The following is an 18,923-nucleotide window of genomic DNA, read 5'->3' as shown; positions in this document are numbered from 1 at the left end:
ACGGCGCTCAGAAGGATCGAAAGCCCGTGACCTATTGCGCCGGACTTCTCGTGCAGGACGGGTTGGTGATGATCGCCGACACCCGGACCAATGCCGGGCTCGACGACATCTCGACCTTCCGCAAGCTGCACATCTTTTCCTGGCCGGGCGAGCGCACTTTCGCCTTGGCGACGGCCGGCAACCTCTCGGTCACGCAATCGGTGGTGAGCCTGCTGCATGAGGGCCTGCCCAATCCCGAGACGGGCGAGCTCGACACTTTTAGCAGCGCGAGCTCGATGTTCCGCGCCGCCCAGCTCGTCGGCCGCGCCATCCGCGCCGTGCGCGAGATGGATGGCGAGGCGCTCAGCGACGCCGGCGTGAAATTCGACGTCTCGATGCTGTTCGGCGGCCAGATCAAGGGCCAGCCGATGCGGCTTTTCATGGTCTATGGCGCCGGCAACTTCATCGAATGCGGCATGGACGCGCCCTTCCTCCAGATCGGCGAGCATAAATACGGCAAGCCGATCCTCGATCGCGCCGTGACCTTTCGCACCCATCTTTACGATGCCCTGAAGGTCGGGCTGATCTCGATGGACTCGACCATGCGCTCGAATCTCGGCGTCGGCCTGCCGATCGACCTCATCGTCATGCGCCGCGACGCCGACGAACCCGAACTGAACCGGCGCATCGAGGCCGGCGAGCCCTATTTCCACGACCTGCGCGAACGCTGGTCGGCCGCCTTGCGCGCTGCCCATACCGCAATCCCGCGCCCGCCCTATGGACCGACCACGGGTTGAATCGGCCCGGCTACGGGTCGCGCCTGCGCGCGGGCGCGGGCGCGCGGGGATAAATTCACGCAAAATCAATCTCTTGAGCGCATTCCCATATGGAATTGCGAACTGCTGTTGTTGAGCACGCTTAAGCGTTGTCTGGAAACGGGATATCAACATTCCGTTGCGATAGTGGCCGCCCTGATGCTCTGAGACGGCTGATGCATTCGCCTACTGTCGCGAAGATGACCAACGCGGACTCCTCGGCGCGCATGCTCACCAGCACCGTGGCTACGCTTGGCTGTGCCTTCCTGGTGGTGGTGATTGCTGCGATCGCAGCGATGCTCGCCATCACGCATGACGCCAACCAGACCGAGAACGAGCGTCAGCGCGACCGGCTCGAGGCCGCCATCGAGAGCCAGACCCGTCTGCGCCGGCTGCGCATGGACAGCATGTCCTCGAGCGCCGAGCTGCAGAATGCGCTGGCCACGGGCGGCCCGACAGAGGCGCTCCAATCGATCTTCGCCAGGCTCAGCTACCGCTTCCTCACCTTCGAGGGCGTCTATCTGGTGACGCCGTCGGGCCGTGTCCTCGCCGGGCTCGAAGGCGGACGCCCGGCCGGTCAGGCCAGCTATGACGGCCTCAAGCATTTCAGCCGCAGCCTCCCCGGCCCGGCCAGCCTGGGCGACGCCGGGTCGGCTGGCACAGCTCCGCTGGATATCCAGGCCGAGATGATTTTCGACGGCCAGAGCACGCTCGCGCTCACGATCACCGAGCTGCGCGCGCGGCCCATCCTGGATGAGCAGGGCCAGGCCCCCGCTGCGATCGTCGTCGGCTATAATCGCATCACCTCCACCCTGCTCGACGATATGGCCCGGCGCTATCGCATCCCCGGGCTGCAGATCACCGGCCGCAAGCCGGTGGATCCACTGCTGCGCCGTGACATCGTCTCTCCTGACGGCACCGTCTCGGCCTGGCTGACCTGGACGCCGAGCCGCCCGGGCAATGCGATCATCGAGCAATTCTCCTGGGCGCTGATCGCGGTCGGAATCATCTTCGCTGCGATCTTCGCCTATGTGATCCAGCGCCTGCGCAACGCCGCCAAGGAGATCGGCCTGCGCGAGCACCAGATCCAGCGGCTCGCCGCCCATGACGAGCTCTCGCTGCTGCCGAACCGCCGCACCTTCGACCTGAGGCTCGATCAGGAACTGGCCCAGCTCAGCCGCAACGGCAACGGGCTCGCAGTGCTGCTGCTCGATCTCGACCGCTTCAAGGCCGTCAACGACACCTATGGCCACACCGCCGGAGACGAGCTGATCCGCCAGGTCGCCGAGCGACTCTCCGGCATGATGCGCGTCGGCGATACGGTGGCGCGGCTGGGTGGCGACGAGTTCGGCATCATCCAGAGCAATATCCACGATGCCAGCGGCTGCGCGGCGTTGGGCGAGCGCATCCTCGAAGCGCTCACCCGCCCCTTCTCGGTCATGGGCATCGACACGATCATCGGCTGTTCGATCGGCATCGCGCTGGCCCCTCAGGACGGCACCGACCGCGAGACCCTGCTCAAGCTCGCCGACACGGCGCTCTATCAGTCGAAGAACGAGGGGCGGAACCGCTATTCCTTCTTCGAGGCGCGAATGAACCGCGCCCTGCAGCTGAAACGCATGGTCGAGGAAGACCTGCGCAACGCCATCGCCAAGGACGAGCTCATGCTGCACTACCAGCCGCAGGTCTCGGTCGACGGCAACACCATTGTCGGGGTCGAGGCGCTGGTGCGCTGGCCCCACCCGGTGCACGGCATGGTGCCTCCCTCGGAATTCATCAGCATCGCCGAAGAGCGCGGGCTGATCGTGCCGCTGAGCGAATGGGTGCTGCGCCGCGCCTGCCTCGAAGCCAAGCGCTGGGAGGGCCTGCGGCTCGCGGTCAACATCTCGCCGGTGCAGTTTCGCCACAAGGATTTCGTCGGCGATGTCATCCGCATCGTCGAGGAAACCGGCTTCGACCCAGCCCGGCTCGAGCTCGAGCTGACCGAGGGCGTCGTCGTCGAGGATGCCGATGCCGCCGAGAACGCGCTGATGGAGCTGCGCGCCCACGGCATTGGCCTCGCGCTCGACGATTTTGGCATCGGCTATTCCAGCCTGATCTATTTGCGCCGTTTCGCCTTCGACAAGATCAAGATCGACCGCTCCTTCCTCGAATATATGGAGACGACCGGCGAGTCGGCGATCCTGGTCCATTCGGTCGTGCATCTTGGCCGTGCGCTCGGCTTGCGCGTCTGCGCCGAAGGCGTCGAGACGGCCGAGCAGCATCGTTTCCTGCAGGCGATCGGCTGCCACGAATTGCAGGGCTTCCTGTTCTCGAAGGGCGTCCCAGCCGAGGAAATCGACCGGCTGCTCGAACTCGACGCCCCTTTTGCCGATAGCCTCGCGGCCTGATCCGGGCTCGGGGCGCCGACCGATTTCAGCAAAGCGAACATCCGACTGGATATGATGTTCGGTCCAAGGGTTCAGCCGTGCAGGCGCACCCAGGGCAGTTCCTCTGCCCGCTTGATTTCGCGCACGGCATAGGACGGTGACGGACGCTCGAGCAAGATCGAGGGGTCCTCCGCGAAGCTGACGCAGAGGGCGCCCTCGACGGCGGAACGGCTGAGGCCGATATCGTGCAACATGTACTCGTCGCATTCCGCCAGCTCGGCGATGGCGCGCCGGTGGCGGCGCGCCGTGATGAACGCACCGACCTTGGCCAGGGCCTGGGAGAGCAGCGCAGCCAGGGCTTGGGCCGGGAATGCGGAAAGCCGCGCCGGTGTGGGCGCCAGGCGCGTGGCGTGATCGGAGCAGGTCATGGGTCAGTCCTCCTTTCCATGCTTTGCGGCGGCATGCGCCTCCTTGAGCTGCTCGGCGCAATCCTCGCAGCAGACCTCCACGGTCTTGCCGCCGAGATTCACGCTGATGGCCGTGGCATCGAGCTCGCAATCGCAGGCTGCGCAGGTTCTTTCAGTCATGGCTTGATCTCCTGTTCGGACCCGACATCGGGCCTGGAGAGAAGAGACCTTTCGCGGCATCGCCGCTGTCAGATTCTTTAGCGATCGGCTGCTCAGCGCAGCCGGATCGCGCGCTGGAACTCGGCCGGGCTGCGGCCGTAAACCTGCCTGAAGGCCGAGCTGAAATGGCTATGGCTGGAGAAGCCGAGATCGAGACCCAGGCCGGTGAGATCGTCGGAATCGGCGAGCAGGTCGAGCGCGCGGGCCAGGCGCAGGCGCAGCTGATAGCGATAGAGCGGCACCGCTTCGACCTGCTGGAAGACCTGCGTCAGATAGACGGGCGAGACGCCGACCTCCGCGGCGATCTCAGCAAGCGTCCAACGCCGCGCCGGATCCGAGGCCAGCGCCAGCTTGGCGCGATCGACGAGCTTCTGCCGGCCGGTGCTGGCCCCCGCGGCATGCGAGGTCCGCTCACCCAGCGCCCGCCGCACCAGCGTCAGCGCCAGGGTCTCGGCTTCAAGAGGCTCGGCGACCTTGCGCTTCAGGCTGTGCCGGAGCATGGCGACCAGGGCTTGCGCGCGTGGATCGATGCGTCGACGCTGCCGGCGGAACGTCAAGCGCCCGCCCTCGCGCAACTGCTCCTTCGGCGCGAGCTCGCGCAGCAAGTGTTCGTCGATGGTCAGGGAGAGGCAGGCGTCGCCGCCGGAGACCGGATGGCTGACCCGGTATTCCTCCCCCTGATTGAAGAACAATACCTGATTGGCCTCGGCCACCGCATCGCCGCGGCCGAGATGGCGCACGAAGATGCCGCGATAGGGAAAGACCAGATGCGTGGCGTGCGAACATTCCTCGACGCCCTTCTCCCGGCACGTGCCGCAGCAGGCGACGTCATTGATCGCGACGGTCTGCGTATTCAGGAGGTTCTCGACGGTGAGGCCCGACATCGCTGCACTCCCGTTCTGCTTCGGGAGGCATCATCGGCCCGATGGGCGTCACCTGATGGCAGGAGGCGCGGGGGCGCGCCGAGAGGCTCAGAACAGCTCGGCGATCCCGCTCACGATCGCATAGGCGAAGCCGGCGCTGAGCAGCAGCCCGACCACGCCGACCAGCGCACCGGCGATGATGAAAAGCCCGTCACGCTCGACCAGCCCGAGGCCGACGAGGCAGACGGCAAGGCCAAGCGGGATCTGCCCGATGAAGGGCGCCGCGACGATGAGCCCCAGCGCCAGGATCAGGATCACGAGGCCCAGTACCGGCACCGCGACCGGCCCGCCCAGCATCGTCAGTCGCGGCCGCGAGAAGCGTTCGAGCCAGACCAGCGGCGGCAGCGCCCGCTCCACCGCCCGCGCCAGTACGGGCTTGCCGATGCTCTTGCTCAGCAGCCGCTGTGGCAACCAGGGCGTCGCCCGGCCGAACAGCATCTGCAGGCCGACAAAGGCGAGCACGAGGCCGCAGACGAGCGGGATCGGCGGCGGCATCGGCAAGCAATTGGGCAAGCCGAGCAGCACGACGAGCAGCGCATAGGCCCTGTCCTTCAGCGCCCCGACGATGGTCCCGACGGGGATCCGCTCTCCTGGCAAAGCAGCAAGGGCCGTCAGCAATCCGGATGTGCGAAGCGGTGATGACAAGCGTAGTGGCCAAGCCGTGGCGGGAGCAGCGGCCTACCACGTGCTCGCTTGCCGCAACAAGGGCGGGCAGCGCAGAGTTTCAATGCAAGGTCAGCACGCCATTCACATTCACGATCTCGGCCGGCCGGATCAGCCGCGCATGCGCGACGGTGACCGAGTGCAGCGGCCCGTCGAGCTCGCGCTTCCAGAAGTCGAGGAAATCGTGCAGCACCGGAAAACGTGGCGCCAGATCATAGTGCTGCCAGATGAAGGTCTGCAGGACGAGCGGATGGTCAGGCATGCGATAGAGGATTGTCGCCGTCGTCAGCCCGTAGCCCTTGAGTTGCCGAATGAAGTCCTCTGACACCATCGCCAATCCTCCTGCGTCACCACGCGATGAAAGCTTAGCCGATTTCTTGAGGTTGCGCTCCGTTGGTTAACAAAAACTTGCAAGGCCCCGTCAAGTTTTTGCAATCATGGCCTGTGGCGGTGAGCAATCGCGGCCGTCGATGTCGGGCGGCGTGCGCGGCGTTTGATCACGGGGAAACCGGTAGAGCTTGCCCGACTGCGCTCGCGGACACGCACTGGCCGGCACTGGATCATCGGACGGGATATCGATCCGGTCCGGTGATCCAGCTTCCTGTTTTCGCATCGGCTTTTCCGAAAACCGCAATCCACTTTTCGGGTCGATGCGCTAACCCGCCAGTGCCCTGAGCGCCTCGGGCGTATCGACATCGATGGCGATCGCCGGATCGTCCAGCGGCACCTCGACGACGCCCTCCTCGGCCGCATCGAGCAGCCGGCGCGCGCCCTGGTCGCCGGAGAGCCGTTCGACGGCCGGGAACAGCGCCCGCGCCAGTAGCACCGGGTTGCCGCGCTGGCCGAACAGCGTCGGCACGACCGCCTGCGCTTCGGGACTGTCGGCGAAGGCCTCGGCCAGCCGGTCGATCACCGCCGGCGTGACATTCGGCATGTCGCCGAGCGAGACGACGACGCCGGAACTGTCATCCGGCAGCGCAGCCAGGCCCGCCCGGACCGAACTGGCGAGGCCGGAGGCGAAATCGGGATTGTGGACGAAGCGGACGGGAAGCCCTTGCAGTGCCGCCTCGACCTCGGCGCGCTGATGCCCGGTGATGACGAAAACCGGACCGATCCGCGCCGCAAGCTGCGCCTTAACGGCATGACGCACCAGCGCCTCGCCGCGCACGATCTGCAGCAGCTTGTTACGCTCGCCCATCCGCGTCGAGCGGCCGGCGGCGAGCACGAGCCCGGCAACGGGCGCGACAGCCTCGCGCCCGGGCGCACGCGGCTGCGGCCGCGAGACTATCTCCATCAGCAGCCCGCCGACGCCCATCTTCTGGATATCGGCGCGCCCGACCGGAAGGCCGGCGAGGCAGCGCTGCAGCACCCAATCGAAGCCGTTCTCCTTGGGCGAGCGGGCGCAACCGGGCGCGCCGATCACCGGCTTGCCGGCGAGCTCGCCGATCAGCAGCAGGTTGCCGGGATCGACCGGCATGCCGAGATGCTCGACATGGCCGCCGGCCTCGACCAGCGCCTGCGGCACCACATCGCGCCGGTCGGTGATGGCGGAGGCGCCGAAAACGACGACGACCTCGGCAGGGCTGGCAGCAGCCTTGCGGATCGCCTCGGCCAGTGGCTCGGCCTGATGCGGCACGCGCGCGTCGGAGACGATCCGCGCACCTGCCGGCGCAATGCGCTCGGCCATGACCTTCATCGTCTTCTCGACGACGGAGGGTTTCAGGCCGGGCAGCAATGTCGAGACCATCGCGACGGTCTTGAACCGGTATTCGCTGACCGCAATCGGCCTGGCCGCTCCGATACGGGCAAGCGCATCCTCGACCTGCCGGCCAGAGACGGCATAGGGAATGATCTTGACGGTCGCGACCATCTCGCCGGCGACGACGGCCTTGAGCGCAGGCAATGTCGCGACGGTGATCGCCTCGTCGATCATGTTGAGGGCATCGAGCGCCGCGACATCGAGCGTCAGCACGCCGGCGGTTGCAGCGAAGAGATTGACGCGGCCGGTGAACGGAGCCTCGGTGACGAGGCCTGGCCCGGCCAGGGCCTCGGCCAGCCGTTTTGCCGCAGCGTTCTCGTCGATATCGCCGGGCTCGAGCCTGACTGCGACGAGTTCCGACACGCCCGCAGCCGCAAGCCGCGCGGCATCCTGGGCCGAGATCGTCGCGCCCTTCTTGACGATGACGTCACCGGCCCGCACCGAATGTGCAGCGATGCAGCCGACAGCGTCGGCAATGGCAACCGAACCGAATTTCATGATGTCTGCCGGCGCGGTCCGCGCAATGTGCTGACGATTTCGCCAAGGATGGCGAGCGCGATCTCGGCCGGTGAGACGGCCCCGATATCGAGCCCGATCGGCGCATGAATGCGCGCGAGCGAAGCTTCGTCGAAGCCTGCCGCCACTAGGCGCTCGACCCGGCGGCCATGCGTCTTCCGGCTGCCGAGCGCGCCGATATAGAAGCAGGCGGAACGCAGCGCCGCCTCCAACCCGGGATCGTCGATCTTCGGATCATGGGTCAGGGCGACGAAGGCGGTATAGCTGTCGAGCCCGATCTTGCCGATCGCCTCATCGGGCCATTCGGGCAGCAGCGTCACGCCGGGAAAGCGCTCCGGCGTGGCGAAAGCCGTGCGCGGATCGACGATCGTCAGATCGAGATCGAGCAGCCGCGCCATCGGCGCCATCGCCTGGGAGATATGCACCGCGCCGGTGACGACGACGCGAGGCGGCGGCGCCTGCACGGTCAGGAAATAGCTGGAGTCCTCGGTCGCGACGGCGCCGCTCTTGCCGCTGCGCAATTGCTTGTCGAGAAGCGCGGCCAGCGGATCGGTGGCGATATCCACCTCCTTCACCAGCCTTTGCACACCATTCGAGGTATCGGTGACGAGCACCGTCGCGCGGCGGGCGGCGCGCTCGGAATTGAGGGCTGAAAGCAGGCCGAGATCCATCGCTCAGCCCTTGTCGGTCGCGAGTTTCAGCCCAAGTCCGATCATCAGCGAACCGCCGAGCCAGCGGCCGAAGGCGAAGCCGGCCTTGGTCTTCTTCATCGTCTGGATCACGGCCGAGGCACCGAGCACCGTCAAGAAATCGGCCGAGGAAAAGGCAAAATTCACGATCATGCCGAGGACCAGGAACTGCGCCCAGACCGGCAGCGCGGCGGCCGGATCGACGAACTGCGGCAGGAGCGCGATGAAGAACAGCGCGACCTTCGGGTTCAGGACCTCGACGATGAAGGAATCACGCAGCGCCCGCTTCACCGTCTTGGGCGGCGCCATCACGACATCCTCGCCTGCCCCGCCGAGCTTGGAGCGGATCATGCCGATGCCGAGCCAGACCAGGTAGAGCGCGCCGGCGAGCTTCACCGCCATGTAGAGTTCCGGCACATGCTGGAACACGGCCGAAAGGCCGAAGGCCGCCGCGACGACGTGGACATAGCAACCGAGATGGATGCCGAGCATCGCCATGAAGCCGGCGCGCCGGCCATGGGCGATGGTCTGCGCGGCCGTGTAGAGCAGCGCCGGTCCCGGGAAATAGGCAACGGCGAGCGTCAGGATCGCGAAGGCGGTGAGTGTTTCCCAGGACGCCATCAGTTCACCTTCTCGACCAGGATTCGCTCGACATAGACCTTGATCCGCCCGCCGCAGGAGAGCCCGACCTTCCAGGCCGTCTCGTCGGCGACGCCGAATTCGAGCGTGCGCGCCTTGCCGTCGGCGATGACCTCGACCGCCTCGGTGACGACGGCGCCCTCGACGCAGCCGCCCGAGACCGAACCGAGGAAATTGCCCTCCCCGTCGATGACGAGATGCGAGCCCACCGGCCGCGGTGCCGACCCCCAGGTTTCGATCACCGTGGCGAGCGCGACGCCGCGCCCGTCCTTCGCCCAGGTTTCGGCGGTGGCGAGGATGTCGGTATCGGTGCTGATCATGATCGTCGATCCCAAATCGGCCAAGCGCGCATCATATGCGCAGGCGCGCCGTGAGGCCCGCCTACTTAAGCATATCTGCCGCTGGTTTCGAGCATGCAGAGCATGACGCACCGTCCACAATCGCGAGCGGCGATGACGATTTCGCTATTGCTACTCGACGCCAGCCCCGGCTGTTCGCCGAGCCCGGGGTGCGTCTCTCCGACGATAGGAACAGCGATCGTGCGTCGCTCAGCGCGTCGCCGCTGTCTTGACGCCGCGCGCGTAGAGCGCCTGATCGAATAGACCGTCGAGCGACGGCGCTTGCGGAAAATCGCCTAGCTCGACCTGATAGGCGAGTAATTCTTCCGTCGCCTTGCGGATGCTGGCGGGATCGTTGACGAAGCTCACCGCCGGCGAGGCAAGAGCTCGCGCGATCGTCGCCTCGGCGACGAGGCCGCCGCCGAGAGCGGCGAGCACATGCGGCGCCGCCTTGGCGGGCTCGTCGCGAACCTGCTCGGTCGCCCTGTGGAACAGGCCGACGAAACGCTCGGCCACATCAGAGCGGCTCTTGAGGAGGCTCCCCGAGGCAGCGACGACGACGCCCGGAATGTTCGGGAACATGTCCGGCGCATTGACGATGCGCCTAATGCGCGGGTCCCGCTCCGGCACCAGCGTGGCCGAGGGCTCGAGCAGCGTGCCACCATCGATGGCGCCGGTCAGCATGGCCTGCTGCACCACCTCGATGCCCATATTGGCGATCTCGATATCGGCCCGATCGACCTTGCCCACCTTCCAGAGCCAGTGATGGAGCGCGACTGTCGGCACGCCGCCCGGCGGCAATGTGCCCAGCTTGGCCTTGCGGCCGGTCGCGGCCCTGAAGGCCGCGAAGGCTTTGGCCGGGTCGTTGCCGTTTTCGGCGAAGGCCTTGGCAAGTGCCGGGCCGGCCACGAAGGCAGAGCCACCGACGGCGGCGGCAGCGATGACCGAAGCCTCGAGCCCGCGGGCGCGGGCGACGGCAACCGGAGCGACCCCGATGACCAGGATATCGAGCGTGCCGGAAGCAAAGGCCTGGATGGCGTTCGGACCCGAATCGAACTTGCTCAGCTTCAGATCGAGCCCGGCCTCGCGCGCCGATCCGTCCCCGGCCAGGACGAACAGGGCGCTTGCCCCGATGACCGGCACATAACCGATGCGCAGCGGCGTGTTCTGGGCGAAGCCAGGGCCTATCCCAGCCATTGTGCCAGCTGCCAGGGCGAGCAGGGTTCTACGGTCGATCATGTCAAGCTCCGCTCGGCAGCAAGCCATGATGGCCAGCACGGTCGGCCTGCGTTATGGCATCGGTCTGGTGGAAAATGCTTCCGAATCTTTTCGCCGAAAGAGATCAAAACCAGCGCGTCATCACCGCGCAGTGAAATCCATCTGCGCCACCTCCGGGCGGCCTACCCGGCCTTCTTCAACCAGGCGCGCGGATCGCCTTCCCGCCCCGCATCCGGCGCGAGCGCGGCACAGAGATCGGCCATGGCGGCGAGGTTGTGGATCGGCCTGAACGAGTCGACATGCGGCAGCATCGCTCGGATACCGCTGGCGCGCGCCTCGAAGCCGTCATAGCGCAGCAGCGGATTGAGCCAGACCAGTTGCCGGCAGGAGCGCTGCAGCCGGTCCATCTCGAAGCCGAGCTCGTCGTCGAGATGTCGCTCCAGCCCATCGGTGAAGAGCAGCACCACCGCACCGCCCGTCAGCACGCGCCGCGACCAGACCCGGTTGAACGCATGCAGCGCAGTGGCGATGCGGGTGCCGCCCTCCCAATCCGGCGCGGCCTTGCCGGCCAGCGCCAGCGCCTCGTCGGGATCGCGGGCGCGGAGCATGCGCGTGACATTGGTCAGCCGCGTGCCGAAGACAAAGGAATGCACGCGCCGCCGCTTCTCGGTCAGCGCATGCAGGAAATGCAGGAAGATGCGCGAATACTCCGCCATCGAGCCGGAGATATCGACCAGCGCCACCACCGGCGGATGCACCTGCGCTCGTTCACGGAAGGCAAGGTCGATCGAGGCGCCACCGCCCCTGAGCGAGCGCCGAAAAGTCCGGCGCGGGTCGATGCGGGCGCCGAGATGGGCGGCCTGGAAGCGCCGGGTCGGCACCATGTCGTCGGGCAGGCGCAATTCGGCGATGAGTTGCTTCGCCCGGGCGAGCTCGGCCGCGCTCATCTGAGCAAAGTCGCGCGATTTCAGCATCTCGCGATCCGAGACCGTCAGCCGCGCGGTGAGCTCGGTCAGCTCGGTCGGCTCGCCGCGATCCTGGTCCGGCGGCGTGAAGGCTTCCGCGACGCGCAGCGCGCCGGCCTCGGCCTTTTCCGGCTTGCTCTCGCCGCCGGGCGCGATCGGCGACATCTGCGCCATCAGCTTCTCGATCAGCGCCCTCCGCCGCCAGAACAGCCGGAAGGCCTGGTCGTAGATCACAGTGTCCTCATGGCGCTTCACGAAGATCGCGTGCAGCGCCCAATAGACATCCTCGCGCCGCCCGAGCGCACCATCGGCCAGGGCCTCGACCGCCTCGACCACCGCGCCCGGCCCGACCTTGACGCCGGCAACGCGCAGCGCGCGGCCGAAATAGGCGATGTTCTCGGCGAGCTTGCCGGTCATGCGGAGGCTAAAGCCGTCATGCTCGGGGCCGACCGTGATGTCGCGGAAAACCGCTCACGCCCTCGTCTCGGTCATGAACACCTTCTGTGCCACCACCCATTTGCCATCGACTTTCAGGAAGGAGAGCAGGTCGGTGAAATAACGCGGCGGCATCTGGCACTTGACCTTGACCAGCGCCATGCTTGGTCCGACCAGGTCGATCGCCAGGACATGGTCGCCGCGCTCCAACCCGGCGGCCTTGGGCGCGGCCCGGTTGCGCACTGCGTTGAACCACTCCTCGCGCGGCACGATCTTCAGCTCGCCGTCGAGCGATTGCGTCAGTGCGCTGGTCGGGTGGAACACGGAGCCCAGCTTCTCGACATCGCCTTCATAGAGCCCGTCGAGATAGGTCCAGGTCGCCACTTCGATCGCCTTGATATCGTCGTTCATGGCTCACTCCGTCATGCTCGGGCTTGTCCCGAGCATCCACGCCTTGCGACGCGGATGAAAGGAAAGACGTGGATGGTCGACACAAGGTCGACCATGACGAGCAGCAGACCCCAGGGTCTGTACTCATATTGGAGGGTGTCGCGACGCGAGGCATTTTGCCCGGCGGGCAGGAGCGTGGCCGCCGCAAACCGCGCGGTTTGCAAGGCCGCGCGACGCACCAGCCGGGCAAAAGGCCCGCGCCCGTTCGGGGTCGGGCGAAAATGGCCGACTGCCGCGTCGGTCCCTTGCCCGATGCCTGGGGCATCGGGCGGCGGGCTCCTCCTTGCACTCGGCCATTTTGGCCCGATCACGACACCCTCCAATATGAGGACAGACCCTAGGCCCGCGCCTCGGTCTTCACCTGATCCAGAAGCTCCTTCACCTTCGAGCCCTGCATCGCCTGGATATCGTCCTGATATTTGAGCAGGGCACCCAGCGTGTCGGAGACGATCGCCGGGTCGAGCGCCACCGCATCGAGCTCGACCAGCGCGCTCGCCCAGTCCAGGGTCTCGGCGACGCCCGGCGCCTTGAACAGCTCCTCCTTGCGGATCGCCTGCACGAAGGCGACGACCTGCTTCGCCAGCTTCGCCGGCGCCATGGGCGCACGCGCCTTCAGGATGGCGAGCTCGCGGGCTGAGTCGGGATACCCGACCCAATGGTAGAGGCAGCGCCGCTTCAGCGCGTCATGGATCTCGCGGGTGCGGTTCGAGGTCAGGATCACGATCGGCGGCTCGGCCGCCTTCACCGTGCCGAGCTCGGGGATCGTCACCTGCGCATCGGCCAGCACCTCGAGCAGGAAGGCCTCGAAGGCTTCGTCCGTGCGGTCGAGCTCGTCGATCAGGAGGATCGGCGCCCCGCCCTCCTGCGGTTCGAGCGCCTGCAGCAGCGGCCGCTTGACCAGATAGCGCTCGGAGAACAAGTCGGATTCGAGCCGCTCGCGATCACCGGCCGCGCCACCCGCCTCCGCCAGGCGGATCGCCATCATCTGCCCGGCATAGTTCCACTCGTAGACGGCCGAGGCGAGATCGAGTCCCTCATAGCATTGCAGCCGGATCAGCCGGCGGCCGAGGCCCGCGGCAAGCACCTTGGCGATCTCGGTCTTGCCGGTGCCGGCCTCGCCCTCCAGCAGCAGCGGCCGCTTCATGCGCAGGGCCAAGAAGAGCACGGTCGCGAGCGCCCGGTCGGCGACATAGCCCTGCGCCTGCAGCAGCGCCAGCGTGGCGTCGATCGAATTGGGGATGCGGGACGATGTCAGCATGACCGACCTCTAGAGCATCGAACCGGGAAGTGGAATCCGGTTCTCGGAAAGATCCGATGCTTTAACAATGGGCTGGATCGCCATCTTGCGTCCTCGGGGACGCATGACGATCTGGCGCGGCCTTCGTAGCGAGGAAAGGCATGCCAAACCATCGCTCTGACGAGGTCATTGCTCTGACGCAGTTGGAGCAGAGCATGACCCGGCTGGGACGTTTCCAGTGAGGAGTATGGACCATGACCACGCGAGAGCTTGCCAAGGATTTCGTCGCGCTGCTCAAGCAGGGCAAGCATGACGAAGCGGGCAACGCCTATAACGCCGACACCATCGTGAGCTACGAGAGCATGGACGGTCCGATGGCCGTCTGCCGCGGTAAGGACGCCGTGCGCAAGAAGGGCGAATGGTGGGTCGCCAATCACGAGGTCCACGAGATGACCGCCGACGGCCCCTATTTCAACGGCGATCAATTCGTCGTGAATTTCTATGTCGACGTCACCGTCAAGGAGAGCGGCGAACGGAGAAAGATGAACGAGTTCGGCCTCTACACCGTCGAGAACGGCAAGATCGTCGAAGAACGCTTCTTCTATTGAGGCACATGGCCGCGGCCGCGCCCGGCGATCCGGCTCCATGGAAGTCCCATGTCGGAACGCCGGCGATCAGCGCGTCGACCAGGCAAACCACAAGGCGACGAGCGCCATTCCAACAGCGGCCCCCCGCCGGATCAAGCGCTCGCGTGAGGGCTCGAAGAGCAGGCTGCGCGCGGCATCCGCGCCGAGCACCAGCGCTGCATGGATGGCGGTCGCGATCACGACGAAGGTCGCGGTGAGCCAAAGGATTTCGTCGCGCGCGGGCGGCACCGGCAGGAAGAGCGGGATCACCGCGACATAGAACACTGCGGCCTTGGGGTTGAGCAGGTTCGTGATCAGCCCGCGCCGGAACGACAGGCGGACTTCGTCCTGCGCCATCGCAGCGTCCGGCTCGCGCCATGCGTCCCAGGCCAGCCAGAACAGATAGGCGACGCCGCCCCAGCGGAGCGCCGCGGCCGCAAGCGGAAACCTCTCGCTGACGAAGGCGAAACCGAAGGCCGCGGCGAGCCCCAGCAGCGCAAGCCCGAGCGCCACGCCCGCCACCGCCGCCATGCCGGCGCGCCTGCCGCGCGAGAGGCTGAGCGCCACGAGATAGCCCATGTTCGGCCCGGGAGTGATCTCGGCCACGAGCGCAGCCAGGACGAACTCCCAGAACCGCATGGGTTAGCTGCGCATCGGGCTGCTTACTTCCCGGTCGCCTGCGCCACCGCCTGCTTGGCCATCACTCCGATCAGATGGGCGCGATACTCGGCATCGGCATGGATATCGCCGTTGATGCCGTCAGCCTTGTGCTTCAGCCCGTCGAGCGACTTCGTGGCAAAGCGGCCCGCCAGCGCGGTTTCGGCCTCGGGCCAGCGGAAGACGCCGCCCTCGCCCGCCCCGGTGACGGCGACGCGGACATCCGAGCCGCGCTTGGCAACGAAGACGCCGACCAGCGCATAGCGCGAAGCCGGGTTGCGGAACTTCGCATAGCCGGCCTTCGAGACCACCGGGAAGGAGACCTTGGTGATGATCTCGCCCTCCTCCAGCGCGGTCTCGTAGAGGCCGGTGAAGAACTCGTCCGCCGTCAGCTTGCGCTTGTTGGTGGTGACGGTCGCGCCGAGCGCCAGCAGCGCCGACGGATAGTCCGCCGCCGGATCGTTATTGGCGACCGAGCCGCCGATCGTGCCGCGATGGCGCACATGCGGATCGCCGATATGGCCGGCGAGGAAGGCGAGCGCCGGGATCGCCTCCTTGACGATCGCCGAATCCGCCACCTCGGCATGGGTCGTCATCGCACCGATGACGACATTGCGGCCCTTCCGCTCAATGCCCCTGAGATCGGCGCAGGCGCCGAGATCGACCAGATGCGCCGGCGAGGCCAGGCGCTGCTTCATGGTCGGCAGCAAGGTGTGGCCGCCGGCGAGCAGCTTGGCGTCTTCCTTCTTGGCGAGCAGGCCGGCCGCCTGCCGCGCCGTGGCCGGGCGATGATAGGTGAAAGCGTACATGGTCTCGTCCTTTCAGATCACTCTGCGGCCATTCGCCTGATGCTCTTCTGCGCCGCGCGCCAGACCACCTGCGGCGTCGCCGGCATGGTGACCTCCTCATGACCGAGCGCATCGGTGATGGCGTTGATCACGGCGGGCGGAGCGGCGATCGCGCCGGCCTCGCCGCAGCCCTTCATGCCGAGCGGGTTCGACGGGCACGGCGTCACCGTCAGCCCCACATCGAACGATGGCAGGTCGTCGGCGCGGGGCATGCAGTAATCCATGAAGCTCGCGGTCACGAGCTGGCCGTCCTGGTTGTAGCGCGCCGCTTCGAGCAGCGCCTGGCCGACGCCCTGGGCGATGCCGCCATGGACCTGGCCCTCGACGATCATCGGATTGATGACGACGCCGAAATCGTCGACCGCGGCCCAGCGGTCGATCCTGGTCACGCCGGTCGCCGGATCGATCTCGACCTCGCAAATATGGACGCCGGCCGGGAAGGTGAAATTGGTCGGGTCGTAGAACGCCCCTTCCTTCAGCCCCGGCTCCAGGTCCTGGCCGTTGAACTTATGGGCGATATAGGCCTGCAGCGCGCAGGAGCCGAAATCGAGCGTGCGATCCGTACCCTTCACCTTGAAGTTGCCGTTCTCGAAATCGATATCGGCCTCGTCGGCCTCGAGCACATAGGCCGCGACCTTCTTGCCCTTGGCGATCACCTTGTCGAGCGCCTTGAAAATGGCGGACATGCCGACCGCGCCCGAGCGCGAGCCATAGGTGCCCATGCCCATCTGCACCTTGTCGGTGTCGCCATGGACGATCGAGACGTTGTCGATCGGTATGCCCAGTCGGTCGCTGACGAGCTGGGCGAACGTCGTCTCATGGCCCTGGCCATGGCTATGCGAGCCGGTCAGCACCTCGACCGTGCCGATCGGGTTCACGCGGACCTCGGCCGATTCCCACAAGCCGACGCCTGCGCCGAGCGAGCCGACCGCGGCGGACGGCGCGATGCCGCAAGCCTCGATATAGGAGGAGAACCCGATGCCGCGCAGCTTGCCTTGGCGGGCCGAGTCGCGCTTGCGCTTGCCCAGCCCCTTGTAGTCGATGATCTCCAGCGCCTTCTTCATCGAGGCGGCATAGTTGCCGGCATCGTACATCATGATGACCGGCGTCTGGTGCGGGAACTTCTTGATGTAGTTCTGCATCCGGAACTTGGCCGGGTCCTTGCCGAGCTCACGCGCCGCGACCTCGACCAGGCGCTCGACCACGAAGGTCGCCTCCGGCCGCCCGGCGCCGCGATAGGCATCGACCGGCGCCGTGTTTGTGTAGACCGCGTCGACCTCGCAATAGATCGCCGGGATGTCGTACTGGCCCGACAGCAGCGGCGCGTAGAGATAGGTCGGCACCGAGGAGGCGAAGGTCGAGAGATAGGCGCCCAGATTGGCCGTGGTCTTGACCCTCAGGCCGAGGATCTTGCCTTCGGCATCGGTCGCGAGCTCGGCATGGCTGACATGGTCGCGGCCATGTGCATCGGAGAGGAAGGCCTCGGTGCGATCGGCGGTCCATTTCACCGGGCGCCCGACCTTCTTCGCCGCCCAGACGCAGACCGTCTCCTCGGCATAGATGAAGATCTTCGAGCCGAAGCCGCCGCCGACATCCGGCGCGATCACGCGCAGCTTGTTCTCGGGCGCGATGCCGATGAAGGCGGAGAGCACGAGGCGGGCCACATGCGGGTTCTGGCTGGTGGTGTAGAGCGTGAAGACGCCGTCGCCGCGATCATAGTCGCCGACCGCCGCGCGCGGCTCCATCGCGTTGGGCACGAGCCGGTTGTTGACGATATCGAGCCGGGTGACGTGCTTTGCCGCCTTGAAGGCCCGCTCGGTCGCGTCCTTGTCGCCGAGATGCCAGTTGAACACCGTATTGTCCGGCGCCTCGGCATGGATCTGGGTCTTGGCCTGGGCCGCGTTTGCGGTGTCGATGACAGCCGGCAACGGCTCGTAATCCACAGCGATCGCCTCGGCCGCGTCACGCGCCTGCGCCAGCGTCTCCGCGACCACGACGGCGACATGGTCGCCGACATAGCGCACCTTGCCCTGGGCAAGCGCTGGATGCGGGCCGGCCTTCATCGGCGAGCCGTCCTTGGAGTGGATCATCCAGCCGCAGATCAGCCCGCCGACCTTGTCGGCCGTGAGGTCATCGCCGGTGAAGATGCCGAGCACGCCGGGCATGCCGGCGGCGGCCTTGGCGTCGATCGACTTGATCGCGGCATGCGCATGCGGCGAGCGCAGGAAATAGGCATAGGCCTGGCCGGGACGATCGATATCGTCGGTATAGTGGCCCTGGCCGGTGATGAAGCGATGGTCTTCCTTGCGGCGCACGGCAGCGCCGATTCCGGTTACGGACATGATGTTCCCTCCCTGCACGGCGCCTCTGGCGGGCGCGCTAGAACGTGATGCCGAACAGTGGGACCCGGTTTTCGGGCGACATCACGTTCACATTTCCTAGGCTTGAGAACGGGCTCGCGCGGGATGGCGCGAGCCGGGTGCTGCATCACTCGGCGGCCTGGCGCATCGGGGCCTTGCCCATGGCTTCGGCGCCGGCGGCGACGGCCTTGACGATGTTGTGGTAGCCGGTGCAGCGGCAGATATTGCCGTCGAGATCCTCGCGGATCGTCGCCTCGTCGAGGTCGTTGCCGCGCCGGTTCACGATATCGACCGCAGCCATGATCATGCCGGGCGTGCAATAGCCGCACTGCAGGCCGTGATGCTCGCGGAAAGCCTCCTGCATCGGGTGCAGGGCGCTGCCATTGGCGAGGCCTTCGATCGTCGTCACCGACGCGCCTTCGAGCGAAAGCGCCAGCGTCGTGCAGGATTTCACCGCCTTGCCGTCGACATGGACGACGCAGGCGCCGCACTGGCTGGTGTCGCAGCCGACATGCGTGCCGGTAAGCCGCAGATTTTCGCGCAAGAGTTGCACCAGCAAGGTGCGAGGATCGACATTCGCGGTGACGGCTTTGCCGTTCACCGTCAGCGAAACCGTGGCCATGAGCATACCTCCTGTGACCTTATATCCGGGCCCAGCCGGTGACTCGCAAAGCCACTGCATCCGGAGCCGGAACCGTTCGCGAAACCCGCTAGCCCCCTCGGGCAGCTTTTCCTTGGAACAGCTCGAAACCAACTGTGGACCCGCGATTTTGCGTGGTCAAGCGCTGCCGCGAATTGAAAGAAGGGGGCT

The 18,923-nt window shown here is 66.5% G+C and carries 20 protein-coding genes; 3 read left to right on the top strand and 17 right to left on the bottom strand.

All coding sequences use genetic code 11. From position 1 onward, the window contains the following. The first annotated feature begins 26 nt into the window (after positions 1-26). The gene (locus EV560_RS24415) at positions 27-776 is read left to right on the top strand and encodes a proteasome-type protease (RefSeq protein ID WP_131858594.1); all 750 of its coding nucleotides are present in this window, start codon (positions 27-29) and stop codon (positions 774-776) included. A 194-nt stretch (positions 777-970) separates the two neighbouring features. Continuing rightward, positions 971-3,184 carry a putative bifunctional diguanylate cyclase/phosphodiesterase gene (locus EV560_RS24410; protein ID WP_131858423.1) on the top strand — a complete coding sequence of 738 codons (2,214 nt, stop codon included), beginning with the start codon at positions 971-973 and terminating at the stop codon, positions 3,182-3,184. 71 nt (positions 3,185-3,255) lie between these two features. On the opposite strand, the gene EV560_RS24405 is transcribed toward EV560_RS24410, so the two are convergent. The 13 genes from EV560_RS24405 to EV560_RS24350 form a co-directional block, all read right to left on the bottom strand. Next, a complete protein-coding gene (locus EV560_RS24405; protein WP_131858422.1) occupies positions 3,256-3,591 on the bottom strand; it encodes a DUF1127 domain-containing protein in 336 nt (111 codons plus the stop codon). A gap of 3 nt (positions 3,592-3,594) precedes the next feature. Beyond that, the gene (locus EV560_RS35855) at positions 3,595-3,750 is read right to left on the bottom strand and encodes a hypothetical protein (protein WP_165923601.1); all 156 of its coding nucleotides are present in this window, start codon (positions 3,748-3,750) and stop codon (positions 3,595-3,597) included. 92 nt (positions 3,751-3,842) lie between these two features. Beyond that, on the bottom strand, positions 3,843-4,673 hold the full coding sequence (locus tag EV560_RS24400; RefSeq protein WP_131858421.1) for a helix-turn-helix domain-containing protein: 831 nt from the start codon (positions 4,671-4,673) through the stop codon (positions 3,843-3,845). Positions 4,674-4,760: 87 nt separating this feature from the next. Continuing rightward, complete coding sequence (locus EV560_RS24395) at positions 4,761-5,330, bottom strand: exopolysaccharide biosynthesis protein (protein WP_465247033.1); 570 nt, start codon at positions 5,328-5,330, stop codon at positions 4,761-4,763. Between the two features lie 106 nt (positions 5,331-5,436). Then, the gene (locus EV560_RS24390) at positions 5,437-5,706 is read right to left on the bottom strand and encodes an usg protein (protein WP_131858419.1); all 270 of its coding nucleotides are present in this window, start codon (positions 5,704-5,706) and stop codon (positions 5,437-5,439) included. A gap of 324 nt (positions 5,707-6,030) precedes the next feature. Then, positions 6,031-7,632, bottom strand: coding sequence for an NTP transferase domain-containing protein (locus EV560_RS24385; RefSeq protein WP_131858418.1), 1,602 nt, complete (start codon positions 7,630-7,632; stop codon positions 6,031-6,033). Continuing rightward, on the bottom strand, positions 7,629-8,321 hold the full coding sequence (locus EV560_RS24380) for an XdhC family protein (protein ID WP_131858417.1): 693 nt from the start codon (positions 8,319-8,321) through the stop codon (positions 7,629-7,631). Before EV560_RS24380 ends, EV560_RS24385 begins: the two co-directional genes overlap by 4 nt. A 3-nt stretch (positions 8,322-8,324) precedes the next feature. After that, positions 8,325-8,960 carry a LysE family translocator gene (locus EV560_RS24375; protein ID WP_131858416.1) on the bottom strand — a complete coding sequence of 212 codons (636 nt, stop codon included), beginning with the start codon at positions 8,958-8,960 and terminating at the stop codon, positions 8,325-8,327. Next, positions 8,960-9,298 (bottom strand): XdhC family protein, encoded by a 339-nt coding sequence (locus EV560_RS24370; RefSeq protein ID WP_131858415.1) that lies wholly within the window; start codon positions 9,296-9,298, stop codon positions 8,960-8,962. The genes EV560_RS24375 and EV560_RS24370 overlap by 1 nt, the downstream gene beginning before the upstream one ends. A 228-nt stretch (positions 9,299-9,526) precedes the next feature. Then, the gene (locus tag EV560_RS24365) at positions 9,527-10,555 is read right to left on the bottom strand and encodes an ABC transporter substrate-binding protein (protein ID WP_165923600.1); all 1,029 of its coding nucleotides are present in this window, start codon (positions 10,553-10,555) and stop codon (positions 9,527-9,529) included. A 161-nt stretch (positions 10,556-10,716) separates the two neighbouring features. Further along, on the bottom strand, positions 10,717-11,916 hold the full coding sequence (locus tag EV560_RS24360) for a vWA domain-containing protein (RefSeq protein WP_131858413.1): 1,200 nt from the start codon (positions 11,914-11,916) through the stop codon (positions 10,717-10,719). Positions 11,917-11,970: 54 nt separating this feature from the next. Then, positions 11,971-12,345, bottom strand: a complete 375-nt coding sequence (locus tag EV560_RS24355; RefSeq protein WP_131858412.1) for a nuclear transport factor 2 family protein — start codon at positions 12,343-12,345, stop codon at positions 11,971-11,973. A gap of 376 nt (positions 12,346-12,721) precedes the next feature. Further along, positions 12,722-13,642, bottom strand: coding sequence for an AAA family ATPase (locus EV560_RS24350; protein ID WP_131858411.1), 921 nt, complete (start codon positions 13,640-13,642; stop codon positions 12,722-12,724). 233 nt (positions 13,643-13,875) lie between these two features. Here EV560_RS24350 and EV560_RS24345 point away from each other — a divergent pair, with 233 nt between their 5' ends. Continuing rightward, positions 13,876-14,229, top strand: coding sequence for a nuclear transport factor 2 family protein (locus tag EV560_RS24345; protein ID WP_131858410.1), 354 nt, complete (start codon positions 13,876-13,878; stop codon positions 14,227-14,229). A 66-nt stretch (positions 14,230-14,295) separates the two neighbouring features. Here the strand turns inward: EV560_RS24345 and EV560_RS24340 are convergent, their stop codons facing one another. From EV560_RS24340 to EV560_RS24325, 4 genes are all read right to left on the bottom strand, one after another. Then, positions 14,296-14,886: a LysE family translocator gene (locus EV560_RS24340; RefSeq protein WP_131858409.1), complete on the bottom strand. Its 591-nt coding sequence runs from the start codon at positions 14,884-14,886 to the stop codon at positions 14,296-14,298. 23 nt (positions 14,887-14,909) lie between these two features. After that, positions 14,910-15,713, bottom strand: coding sequence for an FAD binding domain-containing protein (locus EV560_RS24335; RefSeq protein WP_131858408.1), 804 nt, complete (start codon positions 15,711-15,713; stop codon positions 14,910-14,912). A gap of 17 nt (positions 15,714-15,730) precedes the next feature. Continuing rightward, on the bottom strand, positions 15,731-18,094 hold the full coding sequence (locus EV560_RS24330; RefSeq protein WP_131858407.1) for a xanthine dehydrogenase family protein molybdopterin-binding subunit: 2,364 nt from the start codon (positions 18,092-18,094) through the stop codon (positions 15,731-15,733). Positions 18,095-18,239: 145 nt separating this feature from the next. Beyond that, positions 18,240-18,734 carry a (2Fe-2S)-binding protein gene (locus EV560_RS24325; protein WP_165923599.1) on the bottom strand — a complete coding sequence of 165 codons (495 nt, stop codon included), beginning with the start codon at positions 18,732-18,734 and terminating at the stop codon, positions 18,240-18,242. Positions 18,735-18,923: the final 189 nt, after the last annotated feature.

The organism is Allobosea sp. BK604, assembly GCF_004341515.1.
Taxonomy (GTDB): Bacteria; Pseudomonadota; Alphaproteobacteria; order Rhizobiales; family Beijerinckiaceae; genus Allobosea.
Note: the sequence above shows the minus strand (reverse complement) of the source record. Positions and strands in the feature narration are given on the sequence as shown.